Origin of the sequence: Pseudonocardia sp. (genome assembly GCF_050250275.1) — a bacterium.
Classification (GTDB): Bacteria; Actinomycetota; Actinomycetes; order Mycobacteriales; family Pseudonocardiaceae; genus Pseudonocardia.
In genome coordinates this window covers 117,827-130,773 of the sequence record NZ_JBFWOY010000011.1, presented here as the reverse complement: position 1 = coordinate 130,773, position 12,947 = coordinate 117,827, and the positions used below count along the sequence as shown (strand labels likewise).

Annotated in this window: 10 protein-coding genes and 2 pseudogenes; 5 read left to right on the top strand and 7 right to left on the bottom strand. The window is 70.5% G+C overall.

Going from position 1 to position 12,947, the window contains the following annotated elements:
* Positions 1 to 175 precede the first annotated feature (175 nt).
* From AB7F12_RS12680 to AB7F12_RS12660, 5 genes are all read right to left on the bottom strand, one after another.
* Positions 176 to 625, bottom strand: a complete 450-nt coding sequence (locus AB7F12_RS12680) for an AMP-binding protein (RefSeq protein ID WP_428501827.1) — start codon at positions 623 to 625, stop codon at positions 176 to 178.
* Between the two features lie 59 nt (positions 626 to 684).
* Entirely contained in the window at positions 685 to 1,884 is a 1,200-nt protein-coding gene (locus tag AB7F12_RS12675; RefSeq protein ID WP_428501826.1) for an acyl-CoA dehydrogenase family protein, read from the bottom strand.
* Positions 1,885 to 2,474: 590 nt separating this feature from the next.
* On the bottom strand, positions 2,475 to 3,290 hold the full coding sequence (locus tag AB7F12_RS12670) for an SDR family oxidoreductase (protein WP_428501825.1): 816 nt from the start codon (positions 3,288 to 3,290) through the stop codon (positions 2,475 to 2,477).
* A 448-nt stretch (positions 3,291 to 3,738) separates the two neighbouring features.
* On the bottom strand, positions 3,739 to 4,938 hold the full coding sequence (locus AB7F12_RS12665) for a thiolase family protein (protein WP_428501824.1): 1,200 nt from the start codon (positions 4,936 to 4,938) through the stop codon (positions 3,739 to 3,741).
* A gap of 10 nt (positions 4,939 to 4,948) precedes the next feature.
* On the bottom strand, positions 4,949 to 5,341 hold the full coding sequence (locus tag AB7F12_RS12660; protein WP_428501823.1) for a Zn-ribbon domain-containing OB-fold protein: 393 nt from the start codon (positions 5,339 to 5,341) through the stop codon (positions 4,949 to 4,951).
* A 401-nt stretch (positions 5,342 to 5,742) separates the two neighbouring features.
* Between AB7F12_RS12660 and AB7F12_RS12655 the strand changes: the two genes are divergently transcribed.
* On the top strand, positions 5,743 to 7,278 hold the full coding sequence (locus AB7F12_RS12655; protein ID WP_428501830.1) for a FadR/GntR family transcriptional regulator: 1,536 nt from the start codon (positions 5,743 to 5,745) through the stop codon (positions 7,276 to 7,278).
* 174 nt (positions 7,279 to 7,452) lie between these two features.
* Here AB7F12_RS12655 and AB7F12_RS12650 read toward each other — a convergent pair whose 3' ends face one another.
* Entirely contained in the window at positions 7,453 to 8,337 is an 885-nt protein-coding gene (locus AB7F12_RS12650) for an SDR family NAD(P)-dependent oxidoreductase (RefSeq protein WP_428501822.1), read from the bottom strand.
* 1,029 nt (positions 8,338 to 9,366) lie between these two features.
* Between AB7F12_RS12650 and AB7F12_RS12645 the strand changes: the two genes are divergently transcribed.
* From AB7F12_RS12645 to AB7F12_RS12630, 4 genes and pseudogenes are all read left to right on the top strand, one after another.
* Positions 9,367 to 9,828 (top strand): FAS1-like dehydratase domain-containing protein, encoded by a 462-nt coding sequence (locus tag AB7F12_RS12645; RefSeq protein WP_428501821.1) that lies wholly within the window; start codon positions 9,367 to 9,369, stop codon positions 9,826 to 9,828.
* The gene (locus AB7F12_RS12640; protein ID WP_428501820.1) at positions 9,825 to 10,244 is read left to right on the top strand and encodes a MaoC/PaaZ C-terminal domain-containing protein; all 420 of its coding nucleotides are present in this window, start codon (positions 9,825 to 9,827) and stop codon (positions 10,242 to 10,244) included. The genes AB7F12_RS12645 and AB7F12_RS12640 overlap by 4 nt, the downstream gene beginning before the upstream one ends.
* Positions 10,245 to 10,858: 614 nt before the next feature.
* A pseudogene (locus tag AB7F12_RS12635) lies at positions 10,859 to 11,324 on the top strand (IS3 family transposase); the annotation flags it as partial.
* A pseudogene (locus AB7F12_RS12630) lies at positions 11,293 to 11,637 on the top strand (hypothetical protein); the annotation flags it as partial. The pseudogenes AB7F12_RS12635 and AB7F12_RS12630, both read left to right, overlap by 32 nt.
* A 191-nt stretch (positions 11,638 to 11,828) precedes the next feature.
* On the opposite strand, the gene AB7F12_RS12625 reads toward AB7F12_RS12630, so the two are convergent.
* Positions 11,829 to 12,917 (bottom strand): substrate-binding domain-containing protein, encoded by a 1,089-nt coding sequence (locus AB7F12_RS12625; protein ID WP_428501519.1) that lies wholly within the window; start codon positions 12,915 to 12,917, stop codon positions 11,829 to 11,831.
* Between the last annotated feature and the right edge of the window lie 30 nt (positions 12,918 to 12,947).

Below are 12,947 nucleotides of genomic sequence, written 5' to 3'. Positions count from 1 at the left end.
CGGCGACGGTGGACGCGGTCTCGTTGGGCGACCGTGGCTGCAGCAGCGTTGCCGCCAGCAGCTGATCGAGATAGCCCCCGCACCTACGCGGACGCCGGCCCTCCGCGAGACGCTCGCGCGAGCTGCTGTCGACGTGACCCGGCCGGCCTGGCCGTGGTGCCGGACGGGTGGACCATCACACCCTTCGAGCTCCGGGCCCGAGGTCCCCGCAGGCGGCTCCCGTCGGTCGTTCCCAGCCCGTGGTCGCCGGGTCGTCGAAGGTCCACCACAGCACACGACCCGTGGAGACGTCGAACAGAGCGATCAGACCTGCGGAGCCGACGACGACGGCGGCGCCGCACTCCTCGATCACGTAGCGGAGCTCGGTGGCGGTCAGGTGCACGTCGACCGGCGTGTAGTGCAGGCCCGCGCGCCGTGCCGCCCACGCCGCGACGAGGTAGTCGACTCGGTCGGGCAGGACGAGTGCGATGTGGTCGCCGTGACGGAGACCCACCTCGGCGAACCAGGCGGCCAGGGACCGGCTCCGCTCGTCGAGCTGGCCGCAGGTGGGCTGACGACTCGAACCGGCCCCGACGACGGCGGGGCGTCCCGGATCGACGAGCGCCCGGTGGGCCGGTGCGGACATCAACGGTCTCCTATCGGTCGAGACATCGGCGGCCGCCGGACGCATCGCCGCGTCTGCGACTACCGGGGCAGGCCTAGGACGCGCTCGGCGATGATGTTGCGCTGGACCTCGTCGGTGCCGCCCGCGAGAGCGGCACCCGGCGTGCCGAGCAGGTGCTTTGCCCATGCGAACGTGCCCCACTCGCCGCTGTCGGCGATCAGATCGCTCCCGAGCAGCAAGGACGCCAGATCGTTGAGCCGCTTCATGGAGTCGCTGCGCAGCAGCTTCGACACCGACAGCTCCGGGCCCGGCTCCCGCCCTGCGCGTACCTGCGCCAACGCGCGCTCACCCACGAGCTCGGACGCCGTGACCTGCTCGTACAGCTCGGCGATCCGTTGCTGGACGACCGGGTCGCCGGCCCGCCCTCGACGCCGGGCCAGCGCGATCAGCAGTCGCACGTGGCGGAGCAGGCTGTCGGCGCCACCGGAGCCCAGGTTGGCCCGTTCGTTCAGCAGCGTTGTGACCGCGACCGCCCAGCCCGCGTTGACGTCGCCGAGACGACGATCGTCCGGCACGAAGACGTCGTTGAGGAAGACCTCGTTGAAGTGCGCACCGCCCGTCATCTGGCGCAACGGTCGGATTTCCACCCCAGGGGACAGCATGTCGATCAGGAACGCGGTGATCCCGCGGTGCTTCGGTGCCTCCGGATCGGTGCGGGCGAGCACCTCACCGACGTCGCTCACGTGGGCGCCGGAGGTCCACACCTTCTGGCCGTTGAGCTTCCAGCCGCCCTCGACGGGCACGGCCCTCGTCTGCACCGCCGCGAGGTCGGACCCGGCCCCCGGCTCGCTGAAGAGCTGACATGCCGCGATCTCGCCTCGGAAGATCCGGGTGACCATCTCCCGACGCAGGGCGTCCTGGCCGTGCGCCAGCACGGTGGGCCCGACCATCCCGAGCGCGAGAACGAGCGGGTTCTCGTCGGGTACCTCGTAGCGAGAACGCACCTTCCAGTAGGACCACTGGAACTCGTTGTCGAGTCCACGGCCGCCCCATTCGACCGGACCGGTGATCCACCCGAAGCCGGCGTCGAACTCGAGGGCCCGCCAGGCCTTGGCCACCCGCACCTCGGCCCGCGCCTCCTCGAGTGTGGCGTCGGTGAACGAGGAGACCGCGTCGGAGCCCACACTCCATTCGGCGCCGGACTTCCGCAGCGGAACGTGGGCGCTGAGAAACGTCTCGGCGTCGGCCTCGAAGCGTTCCAGCTCGTCCTGCTCGACCATTCCTCAGACCTCGGTTCGGCCGGCCGAGCACGCATCGGTGCCGGCGCGCGCGGTCCCGGAACCAAACCGCCGGTCCATGCTCATCGCTCTGCCCTCCAGGTTCTGGCCCGCGCCTCACCGCACGGTCGGCAGCGGACGAGACCGACCTGCCGCTACGTCGGACCGGGCGACCCTCGAGGCGGACCACCCGTCCGGCACGGCATTTCGCGGCTTCTCCGCTACGCCTCAACCTAGTTAACCACATGTACCATGTTGTGCAAAGTTCGCGCCCGGGACGCCTGTGGTGGCGCGGCCGACGGCCCATTCCCGGAGTCAGGCGAAGGTCCCCCGCGCGACGCGCGCAGGCGATCCGCGGGCACCTGCGGTCGCGGCGGATCGTCGCGGTCATCGCTGAACCGGCTGACCACCAGGACACCGCACACGCCCAGGTTCTCGCGTGGTCGTCCGCCCGCGATCGACGCCCTCGACCATGCAGCTCGACGCCTGCCCGGACGGAGTCGGCGAACCTTCAGGCGCGGGGTACGGACCTACCGCTCGACCTGTCCGCCGCTACCCGCGATGCCCTCGCCCCTCCGCCCACGGCCCGAGCATCAGGCCAGCAGACCGTAGCCGCCGTCCACCTGGATGACCTGCCCCGTCACGTAGCGGTAGTCGCTCGACAGCAGGCTGACGACGACGGATGCCAGCTCGTCCCGGGTCGCCAGGCGGCGCAGTGGAGTGCGCTTGCGGACCGTGTCGATGATCTCGTCGAGTGCCTCGATCTCGACGGTCACCGTCTCGCGCCCGGTCACCCCCGAGCCCGTGCTGTGGTCGGCGTGGTCGGCGTCCCCGGCGACCAGCTGCGGGGACACCCCGTTGACCCGGATCCCCTTCGGCCCCAGCTCGGCGCCGAGGTAGATCACCAGAGCATCGAGCGCCGCCTTGGCCGGGCCCAGGATCCCGTAGTAGCGGGCGTAGCGGAACGCGCCCATGGCAGACACCGTCACGACGGAACCCTTCGCGTCCTGGAGGTCGGGCAGCCCCGCCCGCACCGCCTCCAAGGTGCCCCAGTAGTGCACGTCGAACGCGCGCTGGTACTGCTCTCGGGTCGTCTCGAGCACTCGCCCGACCATGACAGGCACCGCTGTGAAGACCATGGAGTCGATCCGCCCCAGGGCCTCGCGCGCCGTCTCGACCATCTCGACCGCGGCCCGGGCCACGTCTCCCTGGACGAGGACGGGCTCCGGACCGACGGCCGCCACGGCCTCGGCCGTCTTGCGGGCCGCCTCCTCGTTCGCGACGTAGCCGATGGCAACCCGGGTGCCACGCGCGGCGAGGCGCAGAGCCGTCGCTGCGCCCATGCCACGACTCCCTCCGAAGATCAGCGCGGTCTCCGGGTACGACGGCAGCGCTGTGGGTTCGGTCATCGCGGGACCCTCTCTCGTAGGACATCACTCGTCGCCAGGACCCGCCTGCGAGTGCGCGAGGAGCGGCCTCGGAGGCACGACCGACAGATACATAATAGTTAGCTAGGTTCTATCTAACACAGAAACGTCGGGCCGGCGCACCATCTCGACCACGCAGACGAAGCCGACGTCGGGCCGGGGGAAGCGTCCGACGCACTCGCCGACGCCCCCGGGATCGCCGAGCGCGTTCGGCAGGGTCGACGGCGCCGGCACCGGACATGGTCCGACCGGATCGATTCCGCCGTCACGCGCGTCGCCGACCTCCGACAGGTCGCGATGCGCTTCCCCGGACGGGGAGCCACCTACGCGATCCCGACCGGGCGCCACCCGGACCGGTACCCGGATGTGTCCGCGACGATCCCCTCGCCCCTTCGCCGCGGACCCGTAGGTGGCAGCCCGAGACGGCCGGTCAGACGGCGGCCTTCTCCAGGATGTGCACGCCGCAGGCCGAACCCAGACCGATGACGTGGGCGAGGCCGACCCTTGCTCCCTCGATCTGACGAGGCCCCGCCTCGCCGCGTAGGTGCGTCGCGACCTCCCACACGTTCGCAATGCCGGTGGCCGAGATCGGATGCCCTTTGGACTGCAGGCCGCCGGAGACGTTCACCGGCAGCCGCCCGCCACGCCAGGGCGCCCCGGACCTGAAGAAATCCACTGCTCCACCTGGCTCGCACAGGCCCAGGTTGTCGTAGTGCACGAGCTCCGCACTTGCGAAACAGTCGTGCAACTCGACGAGGTCCAGGTCCTCCGGCCCGATGCCGGCCTGCTCGTAGGCAGTCTCCGCAGCCTGCCGGGTCAGCGTGTTGATGTCCGGAAGGACCTGACACCCGTCACGCCACGGGTCACTCGTCAGCACCGACGCACTGATTTTCACCGCTCGACGCTGCTGGTCCTGAGACAGCGTGCGCAGCTTGCCTTCGCCGACCAGGACGGCCGCGGCCGCGCCGTCGCAGTTCGCCGAACACATTGCCCGGGTGTTCGGATAGGCGATCATGACGTCGTTCATGATCTCCTCCAGCGACATCCGCTTCTGGTACGCCGCTTTCGGGTTCAGCGTCGAGTGCACGTGGTTCTTCTCGGAGATCCGTGCGAACAGCTCGAAGTCCGCACCGCCGTAGCGGTGCGCGTACTCCATCCCGATCTGGGCGAAGATTCCCGGCATCGTCTCGGTGCCGATCAGTCCATCGAGCGGGGCAACCTCACCGAATCGCCCCTCGCGGACCCAGGGGCCGCCCTCCTCCTTCCGTGCGTTGCCGGTCAGCAACCCGGCGCCGGAGAGCTTCTCCACCCCCACGGCCAGGCCCATGTCGCACTCGCCCGCCTTGATCGCCATGACCGCCACGCGCAGCGCCGTCGCCCCCGTCGCGCAGGCGTTGCCCACGTTGTAGACGGGGATCCCGGTCTGGCCGATCTGCTTCTGGAGCGCCTGACCGAACCCCACCGTCCCGAGGAGATTGCCCGCACTCAGCACGCCGATGTCCCGCATCGTCACCCCGGCGTCAGCCATCGCCGCCAACGCCGACTCGGCGCCGAGGTCCACGGCGTCCTTGTCCCGATACTTCCCGAACCTGGTCATGTGGATCCCGAGGATCCAGACGTTCTCCGCCATGCTTCCACCTTCAGTCGATCGGCTCGAAGCCGAAACCAACGGCCTCCACGCCGGTGGGATCCACGCCGACGGAGACCGTCGTCAACCGGACCTTCATGCCCGACCGCACCTGGTCCGGATCCGGTGGCACGTTCACCACGTTTCCCCGCACGGCGGTACCGCCGCAGTCGACGACCCCCGCCACGTACGGGACCTTCACACCCTCGGCTGCGAACGCCACGATCGTGAAGGTCCGCAACGTGCCGACCCGCTGGACCTCGACGTCGCGGAACTCCTGCCCGCTGCAGTTGGCGCACGCGCACCGCCGGTCGAAGTACCGAGCGCCACAGCCCCTGCACTCGTGCGCCACGAGATGCGGCTCATCGTCCAGGACCAGATAGTCCACGAGTGGTACACGGTCCACGACACTCTCCACGGCGCTCCGGACTTATAGGACAGCTTCAAGATACAGGATACTCAACTCGGACTCGTCATGACGAGTCGGGAACACCGGAGGAACGGCCGGCGCACTGGCCCTGGGCCTGCGATCCTGCCGCGGCGTTCGCCCGGCTCGCGGCATTGCCCGCCCTGGCCGTTCACCCTCGAAGCCGGACATGACGGGCGGCGGGAGCTCCCGGCAGGACCAGCACGCCCGCGCCGGCACCATGCCCACCTTCAGGAACGCCGCCAGCCAGGCCGACGGGCGCGGCCACGAGATCGCTCCACCGCCCCAAGAGTCACCGGGGTCTAGAGTGCACCCAGTCGGTCCCCATCGACCGACCTGCCCGGAGGTCCTCGCGGGCCGGCCAGGTGTCTCCCCTGGTGATGTCCCGGCACCGGATGTGCTGGAGACTGGGGGTGACCATTGATCTCTCCAACGGAGGCGCGGGCGTGACCGACGGTGACCCCACGGCGCTGAGAGGTCCCATCGCAATACCAGGCGAGGGGACGGCGCGAAAGCTAGCCAGCCAGGTGGCCAGCCGGATCGAGGCCGACATCTTGGCTTCGGGGTGGCAGGTCGGCACGGTGTTCGGTTCCGAGAGTGCCCTGCGGGAGCGCTACGGGGTCAGCCGCGCGGTCCTCCGAGAGGCCATCCGCCTGGTCGAACACCACGAGGTGGCCACCATGCGCCGCGGCCCCTCCGGTGGCCTGATCGTGAAGGCGCCGCAGGCCGGGCCACTTGCCGCCGCCATGGTCATCTACCTGGAGCACACCGGCGCGCAGGTCGAGGAGTTGCTCGCCGTCCGCCTGCTCCTCGAACCGCTGGCCGCTCGGCTGGCAGCCGACCGGATGGACGAGGAGGGCATCCAGGCCCTTCGCGCCACGCTCGAGCAGGACCAGGCATCCCCCGACGACCTGGGTGGCAGCGACCTGCTGCACAAGACCCTGGGCCAGCTGAGCAGGAACCCCGCCCTCCGCTTGTTCATCGACGTGCTGGTGGAGCTGACCAATCGCTATGTGTACCGACCGTCACGGGCGTCGCGCGGGCAGGCCGCCGAGGTCAAGCGGGCGTCCCACCTCGCGCACCGGGCCATCGCGAACTCCGTCATCGCCGGAGACACGAGCAGGGCGGAACAACGCACGGTCCACCACCTCGAGGCCATGCGGGACTGGATGCTGTCCATCGGTCAACGACCGATCGCCAGCACCCAGCGCGCAGACGTCGACGACACGGGCAACGGCAAGCAGAAGCTCGCCGAGACCGTCGCCCGGCGCATCATGGGTGAGATGGCCGCCAGAGGTGCGCACGTGGGTGACGTCGTGGGCTCGGAGGCTGATCTGCTCGAGCGGATGGGCGTCAGCCGCGCGGTACTACGGGAGGCTGTGCGACTGCTGGAGTACCACTCCGTCGCGTACATGCGCCGAGGTCCTGGCGGCGGCCTGGTCATCACCGTGCCCGACGCCACGGCGAGCATCCAGGCGACGGCCCTCTACCTCGACTACGAGGAGATCGGCCTAGCCGACCTCCGGGCCGTGCGGGACGTCATCGAGTCCGGCTGCCTGGAGTCGGTCGTGCGGCGGCACGAGGACACAGAGGTGGCAGAGCGCCTGCGGGAGGCGATCAAGCCCGTGGACCCGGTCGCCTCGGAGGCAACGGTCGGCCGGGCGCACCACTTCCACACGGAGATCGCGGAACTGTCCGGCAACCCGGTCCTCGCGTTGTTCCTCCGGATCATCACCACTGTGTGGGCCCGGCACTCCGACGACCTCGTCGAGGAGGGACCGAAGACTCAGGAGGCCGCTGATGCGGCCCTGCGTGTCCACGAGGGAATCGCCGAGGCGATCCTCGCCGGCGACCTGCCGCTCGCGCGCCACCGCATGCGCCGCCACCTCGAGGCCCTCGACGCGTGGTGGCAGTAGCGCGCGCTCGGCACCCGACCGTCGCCTGTGTGATGGTCGAGGCCCGTTCGACCACCACGCGGAGCTCGGGGTCGGTGACCTGGGTGTTCGGCCAGGCGATGTAGCGGCGGATCATGAGCGGCTGCTCGCCGCCGCCCACCGCCCGACCCGGAGTCCGCGGCGGCGCAGGGCGGTTCAGTTCTGCGCCGGGGCGACGTACCCGCTGTCGTCCGGGGTGGGCGCGGCCTTCGCCACGAGGTCGGGCACCACATCACCGAGCGCGGCCGGGTCCCACGGCTCGTCGTGCAGGATCTCGGAGCCGATGCGCCATGACTCCACGACAGCGATCCTGTTGCCGCGGACGTCGAACGTCCGGCCTGTGATCGCCGCGCTCTGCGGACTCGCCAGCCAGACCACGATCGGCGAGACGAAAGCAGGAGCGAACTTCTCCACGAGCTCCTCGGGCATGAGGCCCTCCGTCAACCGCGTCGTGGCGGCCGGCGCCACGGTGTTCACGGTGACCCCGTAGCGGGTCATCTCCTTGGCCGCACCGAGCGTGAAGGACGCGATGGCGCCCTTCGCGGCGATGTAGTTGGTCTGGCCGAAGCTGCCGTACAGGCCGTTCGGCGAGGTCGTGCAGATGATCCGGCCGTCGACCGGGGCGCCGGTCTCCTTGGACCGGTCCCGCCAGAACACCGCAGCCGCCCGCGAGCACGCGAACGTGCCCCGGAGGTGCACCCGGACCACCGTGTCCCAGTCCTCGTCGGTCATGCCCGCCAGCGTGCGGTCGCGAAGGATGCCGGCATTGTTGACCAAGACGTCGAGGCCACCGAACGTGTCGACGGCGAGCCGAACGATCTCCCGGGCGCTCGCGGAGTCCGACACGTCGTGCGCACTGGCGACCGCCTCGCCACCGGCGGCTCGGATCTCCTCGACCACGAGCTGCGCGACGGTGGGGTCGCTACCGGTCCCGTCGCGCTCCCCACCCAGGTCGTTCACCACGACCCGCGCGCCGTGCTGTGCCAGCGCAAGGGCGTGGGAGCGGCCCAGCCCCCGCCCGGCTCCCGTGACGATGGCCACTCGGCCTTCACAGATTCGTTCCACGTCATCCTCTTCTGAACATCGTTGTGCCGCCGGCCTTGCTGCCGGCGGTCGGGACCGTCACGAGCGCAGCCGAACCGGCACGGCGACTCGGCGTCCTGGTCCGAGTACGTCGCCTGGCCTGCACCCGACGTTCGTGCCCGATTCCCCGGTGGAAGCGGGATGGGTCGGGGTTGCCGGCCGGAGAGCGAGCAGCGTGCGCAGACCGGTCGCCGGCGCCAACGGCCGGTCGAGCCGGGGTGATGACCGGCGTCGGGTGTGACCAGCCCTGCCTCGCACCGGAACAGGGCTTGGGGCGGAAAGGTCCCGCAGCAGCGGGCGGGGCCGGCGAAGGCCCGGGGATCGAGCTCCCACGGCGTCCCCCGTCGGCTCGGCGGAGGGAGCCGCGTGCGCTGTGGCCGGTCACGGAGGAACGGAGATCGGCCTGCGCCGGCAGGGGTCGGAACCGGGCGACCGCCGTGGAGTCCCTGAAGGGCGGGTCGATGAAAGCGGCCCCGGCCGTGGCCTTCGAATGTGAGGGCGGCGTCGCGGCGCCGTCATGCTCCTCGGCCACCCGTGGGTTGTTCAGGACGTCCTCCAGCTACGACTGATGGGTGCAAGGACCGCTCCACATCGGTCCCTGAGCGTGTGGGTGCGGGCGATCGGGGACTGGCGCCGGTGACGCGGCCGGCCGCGCCCGCCATGCAGATAAGAGTAGCCTTTATCGGAGCGAGGGACCAGAGGCCCTGCCCCCACTTGTCGGCAACAGAGGTGGCCTGGTTCAGTTCGAGCTACAACCGATGCGGTGAGGGTTCATGGCAGATGCTGCGGGGACCGTCCCGGCCGGAGTGCCGGGCGTCGTCGAACGCGCGCTGCGGGTCGACGCCACCGGCGCCGACCCGCACGGGACGTGGCCCGACCACCGCATCGCCTTCCGACACCGACAGGAGTGGACGTGCAGCGTCTGTTCATCGCCCACCGCCGCGAGACGGCCGGCAGGATCGTGCGCGAGCCCGCGGTGCTGATCCTGTGAGCGCGCCGACCGCGTCCCAGCACCCTGCGGCCCGACTGGTGGGCACGGTGCTCGACGAGTACGAAATGGTGATCGAGCGCGGCAAGATCGCCGAGTTCGCGCGAGCGACCGGATCCCGGTCGCCGGAGTACTTCGGCGACGACGCACCGATCCCGCCCACCTTCCTGGTGACCTCGTCGTTCTGGGCACCGGAGGGGGACGATGCGTTGGTTCAGCGGCTGGGGTTGGACCTGCCGCGCGTCCTGCACGGCGGACAGGAGTTCTCCTTCCCCGGTCGGCTGCCGCGCGCCGGGGACCGGCTGACGGTGCGCCTGACCGTCGAGTCCGTGACCGAGAAGGCGGGGCGCCGCGGCGGCAACATGACGTTCATAGTGCTGCTCACGCGGTATCTCGCCCCCGACGGCGTGGTGGTGGCGGAGAGCCGGGCGACGACGATCGAGCGGGGAGCGGCGTCGTGACCGGACCTCGCGAGGTCTCGGCCGCGCTCCCGGAGTGGAACGTCGGCCCGCAGAGCCGTACCGACATCGTGCGCTACCAGGGCGCCAGCGGTGACTTCAACCCGATCCACCACGACGACGAGTTCGCGCGGGCCGGCGGGATGGCGGGGGCGTTCAGTGTCGGCATGTTGCAGGCCGGCTACCTCGGCACCTACTGCACGGACCTGTACGGACCGGAGAGCGTCCGGCGCATCAAGGTCCGCTTCTCGGAGCAGGTGTGGCCCGGTGACGTCCTGGTCTGCTCGGGCCGGGTCGTGTTGGCGACCACCAGCCAGAACGGGACGCAGCGGCTGGAACTGGAGTTGGCCGTCCGCCGGGAAGGTGGCGGGGTCGCCGTGACCGCGGAGGCGACGGTAGTGGTCCCCGCCACCTCGTGACCGAGGCGACGGCGGCGGCGGGACACCTCGCAATGGGTCTGGCAGCGACGCAGCCCGGCGTGGAGCGAGTCGAGGGCGTCGGCGGCGAACGGGCCGGCCTTGCGTCCGCCGGTGAAAGGCCGGACATGACTCGCCAGGTACTTCGTGTACATCCGGAGCGTGGTGGGGCCGGCATCGAGGAGTCCCGGGCACCCGTCGAGGAACGGGCCACCGTCGCGTTCGTCCGTGGGTGTCACTACTCGTCGACCTGGGCCAAGAACCTGCCGGACAATGCGCCTGCGGCTGCCTGTGTCACATTCGTGTCACGCGTCGCACCGATCGGAGCCTGGACCGCTGTTTCGGCCGGTCAACATGGTGGGCGCGGCAGGGTTCGAACCTGCGACCTCTCGGGTGTAAGGCGGCAAGACTCACCCGACAGGGGCCTCTACCAGCGACTATGTCAGCCCGGGCGGCCTCTTGTGCCCCTGTCGCCAGACCGCGCCGCTGATTCGCACCACGTTTGATTCCACGCCCGTCGTTCAGCAGCTGCTGGTGTTCAGACGGGTGGGACTGCCCAGGGGTTCGGTTGACTCCTGGCCTGTGAGGACGCGCTCCTCGCTGCCAGGGTCGACATCGTGCCCAAGCCGTTCCCGAAGGAGTTCTCCGCGACGTGATCGCCGTGGCCCGCCAGGGCGACCAGTCCATCGCCTCCCTGCAACGATGGCTCAAGATTGCCGACCGCGACGACGGGACTCACCACCGACACCACCCAGGCACGGCCCGGCACCACCGCAGCGGACGTGGAAGCGGAGAACCGCGAGCTGCGTGAACGAGCCAAGCAGCTCAGAGCAGGAGAACGAGATCCTGCGCCGAGCCACCGCCTACTCCGCCCGCGACGTCCTCCCAAAAATGATGTACCCGCTGGTCCTCGACCTCGCCGCCGACAAGATCCCCGTCGCGGTGGCCTGCGGGTACTCGGCTTCAGCAAGCAAGCCTTCTACCAGTGGGAAAGCCAAACCTCTAGCCGACCGCGACTACGACGACGCCCACCTGATCAACGCCGCCGTCGATGTCCATCACGACGATCCCGAGTTCGGGTACCCCGTCGAGCGACTCCGGACCACGCACGACGAAGAGACAGTGGGCTGGCTCGGGGCGCTCACCGACCCCCGCGTCGGTCCGGCGCTGCACGCCGTGCACGCCGACCCGATGCGACCGTGGAGCGTCCCCGAGCTCGCCGCTCTCGCACACCTCGCCCCCCTCGGCCTTCGCGCCGCTTCCGCCGACAGGTCGGACGCCCACCGGCCGACTACGTGCTGAGGCTGCGGATGCGGCACGCCGTCACGCTGCTGCGCCGTCCTGGAGCGTCGGGGTGACCGATATCGGCCGACAGCTCGGCTACTCCGCGCACAGTTCGTTCTCGCACGCGTTCAGCCGGATCATGGGCGAGTCGCCGGGCCGGTACCGGCGGCGCGAGCTCCCGGCGGTGCTCCGACACGGACACACCGTCGCGGGGCCTGCCCGAGACGGACCGGCCTGCGACGTGTCGGGTTCGTGGGCGGGGCCGCACCCGTCACAGCGCGGGTGGGCCGGCCCCGAACCCGCTCAGCCGCCGCTGAGGACGGCCTTGAGCTTGTCGACGGGCAGGCTCGACGACAGGTCGGCGTCCGGTGAGATCGACGGGTCGCACGCCGGAACCTTCCCGGCGGCGGTGTCGGCGTACACCGGGAGCACGTAGGGCACCGGCTCGGCGCTCTGCTTGCCCGCGAGGGACGCCAGCCCGACCCGCAGCGACGCCGCGGACATCTGGGTGGTCCCGTCCTGGCCGAGCCAGGCGATCTTGTGCTGCGCGACGGCGCACACGAAGCCCTGCGACGAGCCGATGTTCAGGAACGCGGGCATCTTCGCGCCGGAGTCGACGATCGCCTGCACGGCGCCGATGTCGGAGGCGCCGTAGTCGCTCACGAAGGCGGCGTAGTCGCCGTTCTGGGCGATCAGGCCGGCGACGCTGCGCCGCTTCTGCGCGGCGTCCCAGTTGGTCGGGACCCAGGTGTCCGGGGTGAGCTGCATCTGAGGCGCGTACTGCTTGAGAGCCGCGGCGAAGGCGGTGAACGTCTTCTCGGTCGAGGGCGCGCCCGGCTGGCCGCCGAGGAACGCCACCTTGCCGGTCCCGACGTTCTTGGCGAGCCACTGCGCCTGGTTCCGGGCGATCGCGTCGGTGTCCCACACCAGCGACTCGACGTAGTCGGTGCCCTTCAGCCCCGTGACGTCGTTGACGGTGCTGACGACCTTCACACCGGCTTCCATCGCCTTGCGCATCGACGGCAGCTGCGAGGGGCCGAAGTCGGGGCTGATCACCATGACCTTCGCGCCCTGGGCGACGGCGGCGTTCGTGGCCGCGATCGCCCCCTGCTGACCGGTCGTGCCGTTGTACCAGCTGGTCTGCAGCGTCGGACACTTCGCGGCCTCGGCCGCGAACTCGGCGTGCGAGATCGCGGCCCAGACCTGGCCGCCTGCGGACTTGACGTAGACGACCTTCGTCGGCTCCGTCGGGCACAGTGGCGTGATGTCGCCGGCAGCCGCCGCGGCCGCCCCGGCGGTGGCGCCGCCCGCGGGCGAGGCGCCCCCGGACGGTGCCGGGGAACAGGCGGTCAGCGTGAGCGCCGCGGCCGCCACCGCGACGACGGTGAGCACGCGGGAACGTGAGACACGAGCGGGTTGCAT

Excerpts from the sequence above, each read along its gene's own strand:
- AB7F12_RS12680 (WP_428501827.1), bottom strand. The coding sequence starts at position 625 with ATGTCCGCACCGGCCCACCGGGCGCTCGTCGATCCGGGACGCCCCGCC.
- AB7F12_RS12675 (WP_428501826.1), bottom strand. The coding sequence starts at position 1,884 with ATGGTCGAGCAGGACGAGCTGGAACGCTTCGAGGCCGACGCCGAGACG.
- AB7F12_RS12670 (WP_428501825.1), bottom strand. The coding sequence starts at position 3,290 with ATGACCGAACCCACAGCGCTGCCGTCGTACCCGGAGACCGCGCTGATC.
- AB7F12_RS12665 (WP_428501824.1), bottom strand. The coding sequence starts at position 4,938 with ATGGCGGAGAACGTCTGGATCCTCGGGATCCACATGACCAGGTTCGGG.
- AB7F12_RS12655 (WP_428501830.1), top strand. The coding sequence starts at position 5,743 with ATGTCCCGGCACCGGATGTGCTGGAGACTGGGGGTGACCATTGATCTC.